General features: G+C 71.7%; 16 protein-coding genes. 8 read left to right on the top strand and 8 right to left on the bottom strand.

Going from position 1 to position 14,855, the window contains the following annotated elements:
- Positions 1-4: 4 nt before the first annotated feature.
- From BLQ62_RS20770 to BLQ62_RS20750, 5 genes are all read right to left on the bottom strand, one after another.
- Positions 5-763 carry a LamB/YcsF family protein gene (locus BLQ62_RS20770; RefSeq protein ID WP_068564230.1) on the bottom strand — a complete coding sequence of 253 codons (759 nt, stop codon included), beginning with the start codon at positions 761-763 and terminating at the stop codon, positions 5-7.
- Complete coding sequence (locus BLQ62_RS20765) at positions 760-1,662, bottom strand: metal ABC transporter permease (RefSeq protein WP_068564232.1); 903 nt, start codon at positions 1,660-1,662, stop codon at positions 760-762. Before BLQ62_RS20765 ends, BLQ62_RS20770 begins: the two co-directional genes overlap by 4 nt.
- Positions 1,662-2,438 carry a metal ABC transporter ATP-binding protein gene (locus BLQ62_RS20760; protein WP_068564234.1) on the bottom strand — a complete coding sequence of 259 codons (777 nt, stop codon included), beginning with the start codon at positions 2,436-2,438 and terminating at the stop codon, positions 1,662-1,664. The genes BLQ62_RS20765 and BLQ62_RS20760 overlap by 1 nt, the downstream gene beginning before the upstream one ends.
- Positions 2,435-3,376, bottom strand: a complete 942-nt coding sequence (locus BLQ62_RS20755; RefSeq protein WP_068564236.1) for a metal ABC transporter solute-binding protein, Zn/Mn family — start codon at positions 3,374-3,376, stop codon at positions 2,435-2,437. The genes BLQ62_RS20760 and BLQ62_RS20755 overlap by 4 nt, the downstream gene beginning before the upstream one ends.
- Before the next feature lie 102 nt (positions 3,377-3,478).
- A complete protein-coding gene (locus BLQ62_RS20750; protein ID WP_068564238.1) occupies positions 3,479-3,889 on the bottom strand; it encodes a nuclear transport factor 2 family protein in 411 nt (136 codons plus the stop codon).
- A gap of 70 nt (positions 3,890-3,959) precedes the next feature.
- On the opposite strand from BLQ62_RS20750, the gene BLQ62_RS20745 reads away from it, so the two are divergent.
- Positions 3,960-4,520, top strand: a complete 561-nt coding sequence (locus BLQ62_RS20745; RefSeq protein WP_068564240.1) for a PadR family transcriptional regulator — start codon at positions 3,960-3,962, stop codon at positions 4,518-4,520.
- 278 nt (positions 4,521-4,798) lie between these two features.
- Here BLQ62_RS20745 and BLQ62_RS20740 read toward each other — a convergent pair whose 3' ends face one another.
- The gene (locus BLQ62_RS20740) at positions 4,799-5,770 is read right to left on the bottom strand and encodes a pirin family protein (protein WP_068564241.1); all 972 of its coding nucleotides are present in this window, start codon (positions 5,768-5,770) and stop codon (positions 4,799-4,801) included.
- A gap of 125 nt (positions 5,771-5,895) precedes the next feature.
- Here BLQ62_RS20740 and BLQ62_RS20735 point away from each other — a divergent pair, with 125 nt between their 5' ends.
- From BLQ62_RS20735 to BLQ62_RS20725, 3 genes are read left to right on the top strand one after another with little or no spacing between them, the layout of a single operon-like run.
- On the top strand, positions 5,896-6,738 hold the full coding sequence (locus BLQ62_RS20735) for an alpha/beta fold hydrolase (RefSeq protein ID WP_082756203.1): 843 nt from the start codon (positions 5,896-5,898) through the stop codon (positions 6,736-6,738).
- 10 nt (positions 6,739-6,748) lie between these two features.
- Positions 6,749-8,065 carry a D-inositol-3-phosphate glycosyltransferase gene (gene mshA / locus BLQ62_RS20730; RefSeq protein WP_068564245.1) on the top strand — a complete coding sequence of 439 codons (1,317 nt, stop codon included), beginning with the start codon at positions 6,749-6,751 and terminating at the stop codon, positions 8,063-8,065.
- Between the two features lie 58 nt (positions 8,066-8,123).
- Positions 8,124-8,630 carry a type III secretion system chaperone family protein gene (locus tag BLQ62_RS20725; RefSeq protein ID WP_414929904.1) on the top strand — a complete coding sequence of 169 codons (507 nt, stop codon included), beginning with the start codon at positions 8,124-8,126 and terminating at the stop codon, positions 8,628-8,630.
- On the opposite strand, the gene BLQ62_RS20720 is transcribed toward BLQ62_RS20725, so the two are convergent.
- Positions 8,578-10,065, bottom strand: coding sequence for an MFS transporter (locus BLQ62_RS20720; protein ID WP_068564247.1), 1,488 nt, complete (start codon positions 10,063-10,065; stop codon positions 8,578-8,580). The two genes, BLQ62_RS20725 and BLQ62_RS20720, sit on opposite strands and share 53 nt — an antisense overlap.
- 178 nt (positions 10,066-10,243) lie before the next feature.
- Here BLQ62_RS20720 and BLQ62_RS20715 point away from each other — a divergent pair, with 178 nt between their 5' ends.
- A complete protein-coding gene (locus BLQ62_RS20715) occupies positions 10,244-10,744 on the top strand; it encodes a hypothetical protein (RefSeq protein WP_068564250.1) in 501 nt (166 codons plus the stop codon).
- A gap of 66 nt (positions 10,745-10,810) precedes the next feature.
- Positions 10,811-11,590 (top strand): glucosamine-6-phosphate deaminase, encoded by a 780-nt coding sequence (gene nagB / locus BLQ62_RS20710; RefSeq protein ID WP_068564673.1) that lies wholly within the window; start codon positions 10,811-10,813, stop codon positions 11,588-11,590.
- On the opposite strand, the gene BLQ62_RS20705 is transcribed toward nagB, so the two are convergent.
- Positions 11,587-12,246 carry a TetR/AcrR family transcriptional regulator gene (locus tag BLQ62_RS20705; protein ID WP_082756204.1) on the bottom strand — a complete coding sequence of 220 codons (660 nt, stop codon included), beginning with the start codon at positions 12,244-12,246 and terminating at the stop codon, positions 11,587-11,589. The genes nagB and BLQ62_RS20705 overlap by 4 nt on opposite strands.
- Before the next feature lie 60 nt (positions 12,247-12,306).
- On the opposite strand from BLQ62_RS20705, the gene BLQ62_RS20700 reads away from it, so the two are divergent.
- Together BLQ62_RS20700 and BLQ62_RS20695 are read left to right on the top strand one after the other, a co-directional pair.
- Positions 12,307-13,689 carry an MFS transporter gene (locus tag BLQ62_RS20700; RefSeq protein ID WP_068564251.1) on the top strand — a complete coding sequence of 461 codons (1,383 nt, stop codon included), beginning with the start codon at positions 12,307-12,309 and terminating at the stop codon, positions 13,687-13,689.
- A 9-nt stretch (positions 13,690-13,698) separates the two neighbouring features.
- Entirely contained in the window at positions 13,699-14,823 is a 1,125-nt protein-coding gene (locus BLQ62_RS20695) for a YbfB/YjiJ family MFS transporter (RefSeq protein ID WP_115391315.1), read from the top strand.
- The last annotated feature ends 32 nt before the right edge of the window (positions 14,824-14,855 follow it).

The raw sequence follows: 14,855 nt of genomic DNA, 5'->3' as shown, positions 1-14,855 counted from the left end.
GCGGCTACCCCGCGAACCGCGCGATCGTGACCCCGGCGCCGTCGAGCACGGTGCGCAGGCGCTGCGCGACGGCGACGGCGGACGGGTTGTCGCCGTGCACGCACACCGAATCGGGCGCGAGCTCCACCTCGGTGCCGTCGATCGCCTCGACGGTGCCGTCGCCGACCATGCGCAGCACGCGCGCCGCGATCTCGTCGGGGTCGTGCAGTACCGCGCCCTCGCGGGAGCGGGGGACGAGCGCACCGTCGGGCAGGTAGGCGCGGTCGGCAAAGGCCTCGCGCACCACCGCGAGCCCGCGCTCGGCGGCGATCCGGAGGAACGCGGAGCCGGGGAGGCCCAGCACCGGGAGGTCCGGTGCGGCGGCGAGCACGCCCTCGACGACGGCGGCGGCCTGCGCCTCGTCGGCGACGATGCGGTTGTAGAGCGCGCCGTGTGGTTTGACGTAGTCGACGGTGCCGCGGACGCTCCTCGCGATCGCCTGCAGCGCGCCGATCTGATAGATCACGTCCGCGGTGAGGTCCGCCGCGGGGACGTCCATGGACCGGCGGCCGAAGCCGCGCAGGTCCGCGTAGCCGACCTGGGCGCCGATCGCGACGCCCTTCGCCACCGCCGCCGCGCAGGTCTCCCGCAGGGTGGTCGGGTCGCCGGCGTGGAAGCCGCACGCGACGTTGGCCGAGGTCACCACGTCGAGCAGGGCGTCGTCGTCGCCGAGTCGCCAGGCGCCGTAGGACTCGCCGCAGTCGGCGTTGAGATCGATTCTCACGACCTCGACGGTACTGCGTGCACGCAGTCGTGCGCGGGGGTGTCGACCGGGGCGACGGTGCCGCGGCGGCCGCGCTGCCCGAGGAGGCGGCAGACCATGTAGATCAGGAACGAGATCGACGTGACGAAGACCGACACCGGGAGCGCCGGCGCCAGCGAGAGGATGATCCCGCCGACGGCGGAGACCAGCGCGAAGATCAGCGAGAGCACCGTCGCCTTGCCCGGCGAACTGGTGACCCGTGCGGCCGCGGCGGCGGGGGTGATGAGCAGGCTCATCACCAGCAGCGCGCCGACGATCTGCACGCCCTGCGCCGCGGCGGCGCCCACGAGCATCGCGAAGACCACCGACAGCGTCTTCACCGGAACGCCGTGCGCGGCGGCCACATCGGGATCGGTGGAGAGGAACAGCAGCGGCCGGTAGATGAACGCGAGGATCAGCAGCACCACGACGGTGGTGATCGCCATCAGCGTCACGCCGCTGAGCCCCACGGCGACGATCTGGCCGGTGAGCAGCGCGAAGGCGGTGCCCTGCCGGCCCTCGTGCAGCGCCAGGAACAGCACCGAGAGGCCGAGGCCGAAGGCCATGATGACGCCGATCACCGAGTCCCGCTCGCGGGCGTACACGCCGAGCAGACCGAAGAGCAGGCCCGCGACGAGCGCGCCGAGCAGCGCACCCGAGCCCACGCTCCACCCCATGAGCAGGGCGAAGGCAGCACCGGTGAGCGAGAGCTCGGACGTGCCGTGCACGCTGAAGGCCATCTGCCGCGAGACGATGAGCGGGCCCATTACTCCGGCCAGCACGCCGAGCAGCGCCGCGGCGAGCAGCGCCTGCTGCACGAAGGGCTGCTGCAGCAGCTCCCAGGTGAGGGAGAAGTTCGTCAGGTTCTCGAGCCGGTCCATCAGTGATCGCCTCCCACCACGACGAGCCGGTCGCGCACGTGCAGCACGTCGACGGGGGTGCGGTACAGGGCGCTCAGCCGCTCGGAGGTCATCACCTCGGCGGTCGGCCCCACCTCGAACCGCCCGTCGACCAGGTAGAGGACGCGGTCGCAGTACGGCAGCACGGGGTTGATCTCGTGCGTCACGAACAGCACGGCGGTGGCGTGCTCGCGGCGCCGGCGCTCGATGAGCGAGACGGCCAACTGCTGGTTACCGGGGTCCAGGGACAGGAGCGGTTCGTCGCAGAGCAGGATCGTCGGATCGGACGCCAGCGCCTGCGCGACGCGCAGCCGCTGCTGCTCACCGCCGGAGAGGGAGCCGATGGGGGCGTCGGCGAAGGCCTCGGCGTCCACCTGCCGCAGGGCGGCGTCGACGGCGGACCGTCGGGCCGCGCGGTTGCGCAGGCCCAGGCCCCAGGAGGCACCGTCGAAGCCGAGGCCGACGAGGTCGCGTCCGCGCAGGGGCACGGCACCGTCGAGCGCCCGCTGCTGCGGGATGTACCCGAACCGGCCGTTGACCTCCACGGTGCCGGCGGACAGGTGGTTCTGGCCGAGCAGGACGCGCAGCAGGGAGGTCTTGCCGGCGCCGTTGGGGCCGAGCACGGCGACGAACTCGCCGGGCGCGATGTCGAGGTCCAGGCCGTCCCAGAGCGTGCGGTCGCCGAAGCGCAGCGCGGCATCGCGCACGGAGATGACGGGCGCGCCGTTCGACGGTGCGCCGGCCGGGGCCGCGCTCACGGGCGCGGCGCGAGCGCGGAGGCGAGGCGCTGCACGTTCTCGGCCTGCCACGCGACGTAGTCGTCGACGCCCTCCGGCAGGGACTCGGTCACCCGCACCACGGGCACACCGGCGGTCTCGGCCGTCTTCGCCAGCGCGCTGGTCACGGGGCTCTCGGTCTGCGAGTTGAGCACGACGGCCCGCACCTGCTTGTCGCTGACCAGCGCGTTCGCGGCGGCGATGTCGGCGGGCGCCGGGTCGGTGCCCGATTCGATGGCAGCGGTGTACCGGGCGGGCGCGACGTCGGTCAGGCCCGCGAGGGTGAGCAGGTAGCCGGCGACCGGCTCGGTCGCGGCGATCTTGGCGCCGGGGTTGGCCTGACCGATGGCGCGGGCCTGCCCGATGACACCGTCGAGCCGGGTCCCGAACTCCCGCGCGCGGCTCTCGTAGCCCTCGCGGTGCGCGGTGTCCTTCTCGGAGAGCGCCTGCGCGACGGCGGTGGCGACCTTCTGCATGGTGGGCAGGTCGTAGAAGACGTGCTCGTTCTCGTGCGCGTGGTCGTGCTCGTTCGCATCGCCGTGCTCGGCGGCGGTCGTGCCGGACTGCACCGCGACCGCGTCGACCTTCGCCGCGGCGGTCCCCTCGGCGGCCTGCTCCATGTACGCGTCGTAGTGGCCGCCGTTGAAGACCAGCACCGCGGCCTTCTTCACCTTGAGCGTGTCCTGCGCGGACGGCTCGAATTCGTGCGGATCGCCGGTCGGGTTCGCGAACAGCGAGGTCACCGTGGCATCGCCGCCCGCGACGGCCTGCGCGATCGCGCCGTAGACGTCCGTCGACGCCACGACCGAGGGCTTGCCGTCGCCCGACTCCGCCTCCGACGCCTGCCCGCACGCGGTGAGGGCGAGGGCCGCGACGGCGACGGCACCGGCGACCCGGGCGAGACGAAGACGGTTGCGCACGACGGAGCTCCTGACGACAGAATGGGAATCGTTGTCATTTAGAGTAGGGCGACCGCGATCCTCTGTCGAATAGGTGAATGCGCATGTATCAGCGCATCCGCCTCAGGCCCCGGCGGCCTCGGCCTGGGCGGTCGTGGTGGCCTCCTCGGCGATCGCGGCGAACTGCGCGCCCATCGCGGCGGCGAGGGCCTGCGCGGCGGAGAGCGGGCGGACCATGACCATGAAGTCGTCGATCTTGCCCTCGGCGTTGACGTGGATGAAGTCGCAGCCGGTGATCTTCTTCCCGTCGACGGCCGCCTCGAAGACGAGCGCGTGGTCGTCGCCGTCGTTGATCTCGCGCACGTAGCGGAAGTCCTCGAAGACGCGCAGCACGCCGCGCAGGATCGCGGCGGTGATGTGCCGGCCCTCGTAGGGCTTGAAGGCGACGGGGCTGGTGAAGGTCACGTCGTCGGCGAGCAGGCCGTCGAAGGCCTCGCCGTCGCGGGCCTCGACGGCGGCACGGAACTCACGCATGGCATCTCCTAGTGAACTAGTTGAATAGGTATGCGCGAGTATAGGCAACTAATTGACTAGATTGGAAGGCATGGCGCTGCGGCACGCGATCGAATCGACCCTCCTCGTGCTGGGGGAGGCCTCCGGCTACGACCTGTCCAAGGAGTTCGACGGTGCCCGCGCCAACTTCTGGGTCGCGACGCCGCAGCAGCTCTACCGCGAGCTCGAGCGCATGGAGTCCGCCGCGGTGATCGTCGCGCGGACCGTCGAGCAGGAGAAGCGGCCGACCAAGCGCGTCTTCCGGCTCACCGACGCCGGCCGCGCCGAGCTCGCTGCCTTCACCACGACGAGTCCGCGCGCCACCGCGATCCGCGACGAACTCATGGTGATGGTGCAGGCCGTGGAGGTGGGGGACCCGGCGGCGGTGTGGGAGGCCGTGCGCGCGCACCGCGAGGCCTCCGCCGCCAAGCTCGACTACTACGAGCGGATCGAGCGCACCTGGCTCGGCGGGCGCACCCGCGACGAACTGCTCGCCGACCCGCACCTCGGCGGGCCCTACCTGACCCTGCTGCGCGGGCTGTCCTTCGAGCGGGAGAACGTCGACTGGTGCGATCTCGCCCTTCCGGTGCTGCGCGCCCGCGCCGGCCGGTAACGCCGCGCCCCAGTTTCGGGTTCTGCTGCCGTCGGACGTCGAATTCCGCGTCGAGGGGCCGCAGAACCCGACGTTCGGGAGGCGATCGGCGCATATTCCGGACGCAGTTCGGAGCGGCGGGATCGATCGCGACCTATGCGGTGGCGATCGTCGGGTAATGCGCGATGGCTCTGATCGCCCTCCCGCTGATCCGTCGCTGAGTACCCGGAGATTTCGCGTTCTACGGGCACTCGAGGCCGAATCCGGCCTCGAGTGCCCGCAGATCGCCGAATTCTCGATCAGCGCACGACGTGCGGCATGAGGGCGTCGGGCGGGATCACGCCGAACTTGCCGGCGTTGTAGTCCTCGAGCGCCTGGATCAGCTCGGCCTTGCTGTTCATCACGAACGGGCCGTACTGCGCGACGGTCTCGCGGATCGGCCGGCCGCCCAGGATCAGCACCTCCATCGCGGGACGGTGCGAATCCTGCGAGGAGTCGGCGGCCACGGTGATCCGGTCGCCGGGGCCGAGCTGCGCGAGCTGGCCCTGGCGGATCGGATGCCCCGCCGGCCCGACGGTGCCCTTACCGCTCAGCACGTAGACCAGCGCGTTGAAGTCGCGGTTCCACGGCAGCGACGCCTCGGCGCCGGGCGCGACGGTCGCGTGCACGAAGTTGATCGGCGTGCGGGTGGAGCCGGGGCCGGCGTGCCCGTCGACCTCGCCGGCGACGATGCGGATCAGCGCGCCGCCGTCGGGCGTGGTGACCAGCTTCGTCTGGCCGCCCTCGAGATTCTGGTAGGCGGGGGTGGTGAACTTCTCCGCGGCGGGCAGGTTCACCCACAGCTGGATGCCGTGGAAGGTGCCGCCGGACTCGACGAGCTCCGCGGGCGGGGTCTCGATGTGCAGGATGCCGGAGCCGGCGGTCATCCACTGGGTGGCGCCGTCGGTGATGATGCCGCCGCCGCCGTGGCTGTCCTGGTGCTGGAACAGGCCGTCGATCATGTAGGTCACGGTCTCGAAGCCGCGGTGCGGGTGCCAGTTGGTGCCCTTGGGCTCGCCGGGCTCGTACTCGACCTCGCCCATCTGATCCATGTGGATGAACGGGTCGAGATCGCGCGGGTGCACGCCGGCGAAGGCGCGGACCACGGGGAAGCCCTCGCCCTCGTGGCCGCGGGGTCCGGTCGTGATCCTCCGCACCGGGCGGTCGGTGTCCGACGGTGCCGGCGCGGCGATGCGGGGCAGGGTCAAGGTGTCTGCGGTGACGGCGGGCATGTCGTCCTCCTCGGGTGGCTGGTGACGCTGACACTACCATCAACCGGACCGTGGTCCGATTAATTCCGCCAGGGTCGGCCCGCCGTGCGAGGCCGCCCGCGAGGCGTGGCGGTTATGGTCGGACGGTGACTCGTACTGTGGGATTGGCCGTCTCGAGCGACGGCACGGAGATCTTCTACGCCGACTACGCGGAGGGGGCGGACCCGGCGAAGCCGGCGATCCTGCTCGTCCACGGCTGGTCCGCGAGCTCGGACTCGTGGGGCGCGCCGTTCATCGACGAGCTGACGGCCGCGGGGCACCGCGTGGTGGCGGTGGACAACCGCGGCCACGGCCGCAGCTCCGTGCCCGACGCCTTCACCACGCAGGCCTTCGCCGACGACCTCGCCGCGGTCCGCCGCGACCTGGACCTCGGCGAGATCATCCCCGTCGGCTGGTCCTACGGCGGCCTGATCATCGCCGATCACCTCGCGACGTACGGCACCGAGAACATCGCCGCGGTCGGCCTCATCGGCGCGATCACCTCGATCGGCGGCACCAAGGAGGGGCAGTTCCCCGGCGGTGTCACCGGCGCGTCGATGAACGAGGCTCTGCCGGCCGCGCTGTCGGCGCACCCCGGCAAGGCGATCACGGCGCTGGCGAAGCTGCGGATGCTGCCGCACGGCTTCGATCAGGACGCGCTGGGCCCTGTCGCCCAGCAGCAGTTCGGCATCGCGCTCGCGACGCCCCCGGCCGTGCGCGGCGGGCTGTTCCGGCGCACCGTCGACCACGATGCGGACCTGGCGCACTGGACCTTCCCCGTCCTGGTCCAGCACGGGAAGGACGACGAGGTGGTGGCCCCGTCGACCGCGGAGCATCACGCGCAGGTCCTGCCGAACGCGACGCTGTCCTGGTGGGACGGCGGCGGGCACGCGCCGTTCGTCGTGGACCCCGCCCGCAGCGCCCGGGAGCTCCTGGCGCTCCGGGGTTAAGCTGGACGGCGTGCCTACTGGGAAGTCCGCGGCCCCCGTGCCGCGCCGGATCGCGGTGCTGTCGGTGCACACGTCGCCGCTGGCCCAGCCCGGTACGGGCGATGCGGGCGGGATGAACGTCTACATCTGGCAGACCTCGCTGGAACTGGCGAAACGCGGCATCGAGGTGGAGATCTTCACCCGGGCCACGCAGTCGACGGATCAGTCGATCGTCGAGGCGGCGCCGGGAGTGCGGGTGCGCAACATCGTCGCGGGGCCGTTCGAGGGGCTCGACAAGACGGATCTGCCCGCGCAGCTGTGCGCCTTCGCCGCCGGCGTGCAGCGCGCCGAGGCCCGCGAGGAGCCCGGCTACTTCGACCTCATCCACTCCCACTACTGGCTCTCCGGCCAGGTCGGCTGGCTCGCGCGCGACCGCTGGGGTGTGCCGCTCGTGCACACGGCGCACACCCTCGCCGCGGTGAAGAACAACGCCCTCGCCGTCGGTGACACCGCGGAGCCGCAGGCCCGCATCATCGGCGAGCAGCAGGTCTCCGACGAGGCCGATCGCCTCATCGTCAACACCGAGGTCGAGGCGGGGCAGCTGGCCGCGATCCACGACGTCGCGCCGGACCGCATCGACGTGGTCTACCCGGGCGCCGACCTGCATACCTACACCCCGGGCGACGGTGCCCCCGCCCGCCGCGAGCTCGGCATCGCCGACGACGAGATCGTGCTCACTTTCGTCGGCCGCATCCAGCCGCACAAGGCGCCGGACCTGCTCCTGCGGGCCGCGGCGCCCCTGATCCACGCCCATCCCGACCGGCGCATCCGCGTGCTGGTGGTCGGCGGGCCGTCGGGTACGGGGCTCGAGCGCCCCGATGCGCTGATCGCACTGGCCCGCGAGCTCGGCATCGAGCACGCCGTCACGTTCTCGCCGCCGCGCCCGCCGGCGGGCCTCGCGGAGGTCTACCGCGCGTCCGACGTGGTGGTCGTCCCCAGCTACTCCGAGTCGTTCGGGCTCGTCGCCGTCGAGGCGCAGGCCTGCGGCACGCCCGTGGTGGCGGCGAAGGTCGGTGGCCTGTCGGTCGCCGTCGCCGACGGTGTCTCCGGTCGCCTCATCGACGGGCACGACCCGGCGGTCTGGGCCGCCGTCCTCGACGACCTCACCGCGGATCCGCAGCTGCGGCAACGGCTTTCCGACGGTGCCGCCGCTCACGCCCGGCAGTTCTCCTGGGCGCGGACGGCCGACGGCCTGCTGCAGAGCTACGCCCGGGCCATCGAAGCGCGACAGGCGGCGGCGCAGACGGTGCGCCGTCGGCGCAGGAGGAGTGTCGGAGTCCGCGCGTGAGCGCGGCGGCGATCGGCGGGGCGCCCACACCCCGCGGGAACGGAGTGGTGAGATGACGATGACCCCGGAGCAGATCGAGAAGGCGCTCACCGAGCGGGAACTGGAGTTCACCCGCAAGGAGGAGGTGGGCAAGGACGACGCCCACTTCGTCATCGAGTTGCCGGGTGAGAAGAAGCTCAAGACCACGACCCTGCTCACGCTGGGGACGCACGGCGCGCGCGTCGAGGCCTTCGTCTGCCGGCACGTGGACGAGAACTTCGAGGGCGTGTACCGCTATCTGCTGCAGCGCAATCGGCGCCTGTACGGCGTCGCGTACACCCTCGACAAGGCGGGCGACATCTACCTCACCGGCCGGTTCGCCGAGCTGACCGAGGACGAACTGGACCGGATCCTGGGGCAGGTGCTCGAGGCCGCCGACGGCGACTTCAACACCCTGCTGGAGCTCGGCTTCTCCACCGCGATCCGCCGCGAGTTCGACTGGCGCGTCTCTCGCGGCGAACCGCTGTGGAATCTCAAGCCTTTCGAGCACTTACTGCCGGACTTTCCGGAGCTTCCGGAACGCTGACCGCATCGTCGGCCTCGGGGCGCGAGCGCGGGATGGCCAGGGCCACCACGGCGGCGACGGCGGCGACGACGCCGGCGATCACGAAGGTGCTGGTGAACGCGGACTCCGCGGGCAGTTCCACGGCGCGCGGGGTGCCCGCTCCGAGGGTGATCGTGGTGCGGGTGAGCACCGTCGCCATCACGGCGGAGGCGACCGCGGTGCCCATCGAGCGCATGAGCGAGTTGAGGCCGTTCGCGGCGGCGGACTCCGTCTCGGGGACGTTGCCCATGATGAGCGCGGGCATCGCCGAATAGGCCACGCCCACACCGCCGAAGACGATCATCGAGCCGAGCGACATCTTCCACGTCGCGTCGGTGAGGCCGAGCAGCGCGAAGTAGCCGGCGGCCGACATGGTGGCGCCGATCGCGAGCGTCAGCCGCGCACCGATCCGCTTGGTGAGTAGGGCGGAGACGGGGGAGAGGGCCATCATCACCAGGCCGCCCGGGACCATCCACAGGCCGGCGTTGAGCATGGTGAGCCCGAGCCCGAAGCCGGTGGCCTCGGGGATCTGCAGCAGTTGCGGCATGGTGAGCATGAGCGAGAACATCGCGAAGCCGACCATGATCGAGGCGAGGTTGGTCAGCAGGATCGGGCGACGTGCCGAGATCCGCAGGTCCACCAGCGATTCCGGGGTGCGCAGCTCCCACCAGCCCCACGCGATGAGCACGAGGACGCCACCGACGGCGCAGCCGATCGTGGCCGCCGAGGTCCAGCCCCAGCTCTGTCCCTTGGTGATCGAGAGCAGGACGGAGACCAGGCCCGCGCTGAGCCCGACGGTGCCGACCACGTCGAACTTCCCGGGGCTGAGGTTCGGTGATTCGGGAACCACCACGTACACCAGGCCGAGGGTGATCACGCCGAGCGCGAGCGAGAACCAGAACAGCGTGTGGTAGTCGAAGTGCTCGGAGATGTAGGCGCCGAACGGGATGCCGATCGCGCCGCCCACGCCGAGCATCGCCGACATGAGCGCGACCGCGCCCGGGATCTTGCGCGCGTGCAGCTCGTCGCGCATGAGCGAGATACCCACGGGCACCAGGCCCATCGCGAAGCCCTGGAACGAGCGGCCCACGACGGTGACCAGCAGCGTGTGCGAGAGCGCGCAGATCAGCGAGCCCGCGATGAGGCTGAGCAGGCTGGTGAGCAGGATCAGGCGCTTGCCGTACATGTCGCCGAGGCGGCCGGCGATGGGCATCGCGACCGAGGAGGCGAGCAGCGTCGAGGTGATGACCCACGAGGCGTTGTCGGCCGTGGTGTCGAGCAGGTGCGGCAGCTGGCCGACGAGCGGCACCACCAGCGACTGCATGAGGGAGGCGAGGAGTCCGCCGAGGCACAGGACGGCGATGAGGAGGCCGTCCGACGGAGCCTCGGCGCGGGTCTTTCGGAGCATGTCTGTCATGTCGCCGACCGTAGTTGCAGAATACAACTCAAGCAACCGGATGCGGCGCGCATCACGCTGACCCCGCCCGCTGTGACGTGCGTTAATGTGGTGGTGTGAACCATCCGGAATCGGGCTTTTCGCCCCGTCGAGCCCCGCACTCCGGGCGGGTTGCGAACCCCTGCTCGGGTGTGCCGGCGTGAGCGCCGCCACCAGGATCCGCGTCGGCGCGGCGATGGTGCTCGCGGCCGTCGTGGTCCCGATCCTGCTGGTCCTGGTCTTCACCCTGCCGCAGTTCCGGCTCGACGCGCAGATCGTCCCGCTCGACGGTGCGCCGCACGCCGTCGTGCTGCCGGCCGACGCGGAGTACGCGGTCCTCGCGGCCACGCGGACGAAGGACGGCGCACCGTCGTGCACGCTGACCGGACCGGACGGCGCGCCGATCGCGCTGCGCGAGGTGTCCGGCGGCGTGACGGTCGAGAACCGGATGGTGCTGCGGGTCTTCGACACGGGGAGCGGGGCGGTCACGGCGACGTGTCCGCCGACGCCCGGCTACACCGACGTCGCGCTGGGGAAGCGGCCCGATATGACGCGCCTGCTCGGCGGCATCTTCGGTGCGTTCGGCTTCGCGCTGCTGGTCGGCGGCCCGGGCCTGGTGCTGCTCATCGGCGGCCTGCGGGGACGCGCGCAGCCCGCCTGAATTTGGTTATAACCAGTTTGCCTGATCTGCGGGTACTCGCCGTGCGCACCCTCTAGGATGGGGCGCATGGAAATCGTGATCCGCCCGACTCCCGCCGACGTCGCCACCACCGCCGCCGACGTCGTGGCAGACCACGTGCGCCGCGGCCCCGCGGTCCTGGGGCTGGCCACCGGCTCCACTCCGCTGGCCACGTACCAGGAGCTCATCCGCCGTCATCGCGACGAGGGGCTCAGCTTCGCCGATTGCGTCTCCTTCAACCTCGATGAGTACGTCGGCCTGCCGAAGGGGCACCCCGAGAGCTACCGCGAGGTGATCCGCAAGGAGTTCACCGCGCACGTCGACCTCCCCGACGCCAAGGTCGAGGGACCGGACGGCACCGCCGCGGACATCGCCGCCGAGGCGCAGCGCTACGAGGACGCGATCAAGGCCGCCGGTGGCGTCGACGTCCAGCTGCTCGGCATCGGCACCGACGGGCACATCGGCTTCAACGAGCCCGTCTCCTCGCTCGCCTCGCGCACCCGGATCAAGACGCTGACCACGCAGACCCGCGAGGACAACGCGCGGTTCTTCGCGTCCATCGACGAGGTGCCCATCCACGTGCTCACCCAGGGGCTCGGCACGATCTCCGAGGCGCGGCACCTGCTGCTGCTCGCCACCGGTGAGGGCAAGGCCGAGGCCATCGCCGCGACCGTCGAGGGGCCGGTCGCCGCGATCAACCCCGCGTCGGTGCTCCAGTTCCACCCGCACGTCACCGTCGTCGTCGACGAGGCCGCCGCGTCGCGCCTGCGCCTGAAGGACTACTACGTGCACGTGCTCGCCAACAAGCCGGCGAACCAGCCGTTCTAGGCGTCCTCGGGGCCGAACAGGCCCGACATCAGGGCCTCGAGGCTCGCGGTGAAATCCTCGACGGTGGAAGGCGTTCCGTCGAGTTCCGCGGCGGCGCGCAGGTTCGGCACGGCGTCGCCGGGTAGGGCGTCGACGAGTTCGTCCATACGCGCGTGGGTCAGGGGCGTGCCCTCCGCGCGCTGGCGCAGGTGCGAGAGCACGCTCCCGAGTGTGAGGCTCCACAGGGCGCGGTACGCCGCGAGTGCGGCGGCGCGGTCGCCGGTGAGCCGGTACCCGGCGCCCATCACGGCGTCGGTGAGCAGGAGCGCGCCGCGGCCGATGCGTTGCGGCCGGATCAGTGCCTCCGGCACCCACGGGTGCGCAGTCAGCGACGTGTAGAGCGTCGTCATCGCCTCCCGGATGCAGGCGCGCGGCTCGTCGGGGAACTCGATCGCCGCGTAGGGCTCCGCGATCGCGTCGAGTGCGAGCGCGAGCAGGGTCTCCTTGTCGTCGACGTGCCGGTAGAGCGCCATGGTGGTCACTCCCAGATCGCCCGCCAGCGACTTCATCGTCAGCCCGTCGACGCCGGCCTCGTCGAGCACGGTCAGCGCCCGCTCGACGATCCGTTTCCGCGTGATGCTGGGCGGGCGGCCGCGACGCGGCGTGATCTGACGCATCCCCCCATTCTGGCGGAGCGTCCTTGTGTCCGCTCGCGACTGAGGCTACCCTCCCTAATTATGTTACTCGATACACAAAAAGTTCCGGTGCGGGCGGCGCTGCTCCTCGCCGGGCTGTCCCAGTTCCTCGTCGCCTTCGACGCCTCCGTCACCAACGTCGCGCTGCGGGCCATTCGCGACGACGTGCACTTCACCCCGCAGGGCCTGTCCTGGGTCGTGAACGCCTACGCGATCGTCTTCGGCGGCCTGCTGCTGCTCGCCGGGCGGCTCTCGGACCGCTTCGGGCCCCGCGCCCTGCTCCGTTTCGGCTTCGCACTGTTCACCGTCGCCTCGCTCGGCGCCTACCTGTGCCAGGAGCCGTGGCAGGTGATCGTGGTCCGGGTGCTGCAGGGCGTGGGCGCCGCGGCCATCGCGCCCGCCGCGATCACCTCGGTGGCACTGACGTTCCACGAGCCCGCGCAACGCGCGAAGGGGTTCGCCGCCATCGCGATCGGCGCCTCCGTGGGCGGCGCCGTCGGCGTGGTCCTGTCCGGCGTGCTCACCGACGCCTTCGGCTGGCGGACCGTCATCGCCTGCGGCGCTCTGGTTTCCGCGATCGGACTCGCCCTCACCTACGCCGCTCCCGGGCCGGTGCCGGGGGCGGACCGTCGCACCGACTGGGCGGGTGGGGTGCTCGCCACCGCGGGCCTGACGGTGCTGGCGTACGGGATCGTCGCCGCCACCGACAACGGCTGGGGCAGTGCCCGCACGCTCGGATGGTTCGCCGTGGCCGCGGTACTGCTGGCGGTCTTCGTGGCGGCCGAACGGCGAACGGCGGTGCCGCTGGTGGACTTCCGCGTGCTCGGACAGCGCGAGGTGCTGGTCCCGTGCCTGGTCTTCGCCTTCGTGGTGGCCGGCCAGTTCGGTGCGTTCTACTTCGTCTCGCTGTATCTGCAGATGGGCCTGGGCTATTCGGCCACCAAGACCGGACTGATGTTCCTGCCCTTCTCCTTCGGCATCATCGTCGCGGTGCAGCTCGCAACGCGCCTGGTATCGAAGATCGGCGCCCGCGCCGTGGTGGCGATCGGCACGGCGCTGGCCACCGTCGGATTCCTGCTGTTCGCACCGTTGCCGGCCGACGGCGACTTCCTCACCGCGGTGCTGCTCCCGTCGCTGGTGACCTCGGTGGGCATCGGCCTGGTCTTCCTGCCGCTGCCGAACATCGCGACGGCGGCGGTCGCACCGTCGGCGGCGGGCATGGTCTCGGGCGTGCTCAACACCTTCCGCCAGGTCGGCGGGGCCCTGGGCCTGGCGATCCTGGTCACCGTCGCCGCGGCGCTGGGCGGCGACGGCGGCGTGTTCCCCGGCTACCGCGCGGCCCTGCTGGTCAGCGCCGGCCTGGTGGCGGCGGCCTTCGCCATCTCCCTGCTCCTCCCCGCGAAGCAGCGCGAGGCGGCTCGTTAGAATCGCGTAGTGACTACGCGGCAGCTCGGTTTCGGTGCACTGGCCGGGCTCGCGGCCGCGATGGGATTGGGGCGGTTCGTCTACACGCCGATCCTCCCGCTCATGCAGGAGCAGACCGGCATGTCGCCGAGCTCCACCGCGATCGTCGCCACGTTCAACTACCTCGGCTACTTCCTCGGCGCGCTGGCGCTCGCGATCTGGCCGCGCCTGGCCCGCAGCACGCTGTTGCTGCGGGCCTCGCTGCTCGCGCTGGTCGCCAGCGAGGTCGCGATGGTGCTCGCCGTGAACGTGCCGCTGTGGTCGGTGGTGCGCCTGATCGCGGGGCTCGCCAGCGCGGTGGTCTTCGTCTACTGCGCGAACGCGGTCGCGGGGACCGCCGCCGCCGGGATCGCCTTCTGCGGCGTCGGCGTCGGCATCGCCGCGTCGGGACTGCTCGTGGTCGGGCTGGGCGAGGTGGTGGGCTGGCGCGCCCTGTGGTGGGTGTCCGCCCTGGCGACGGCGCTGTTCGGCCTCTTCGCGTGGCGGCTCCCGCCCGGTGCCGCGACCGCCGCGCCGCGCTCCGACGGTGCCGCCCCGCCCCGGCCCGGCATCGCCGGCTGGGCGCTCGGGACCAGCTACTTCCTCGAGGGCGTCGGCTACATCGTGCTCGGCACGTTCCTGGTGGCCGCGGTCGCGGCGGGCGGCGAGTCCTGGGAGGGCCCGGCGGCGTGGGTGATCGTCGGCCTCGCCGCCGCGATCTCGCCGCTGCTCTGGGCGCGCCTGCGCCGGTTCCGCTCCGCCGAGAGCCTGCTGGTGATCGCGCTGCTGCTGCAGGTCGTCTCCGCGGTGCTGCCCGCCCTGGTCCGCGGACCCGCGGCCGCCGCCGTCTCGGCGGTGCTGTTCGGCGGCACCTTCATCGGCGCGGTGATGCTGTCGATGGAGGCGGGCGCGCGGATCGGCATCCCGCGGTCCGCCGCCGTGCTCACCGCGGCCTACGGCATCGGTCAGATCGTGGGCCCGCTGGTCGTCGCGCCGATGCTCGGGGACGGCTACGACGCCGCCTTCCTCACCGCGGGCGGCGTCCTGGTCGCCGCGGCCGTCCTGGCCGCAGTCGCGCGGTGGACCGCTCCCGATCGGGCGGCCGCGAGGGCTTGACTATTTTCCAAAATGGGAAATAATTGCGAGGT

The sequence above is a fragment of the Tsukamurella pulmonis genome (assembly GCF_900103175.1).
GTDB lineage: Bacteria > Actinomycetota > Actinomycetes > Mycobacteriales > Mycobacteriaceae > Tsukamurella > Tsukamurella pulmonis.
Note: the sequence above shows the minus strand (reverse complement) of the source record. Positions and strands in the feature narration are given on the sequence as shown.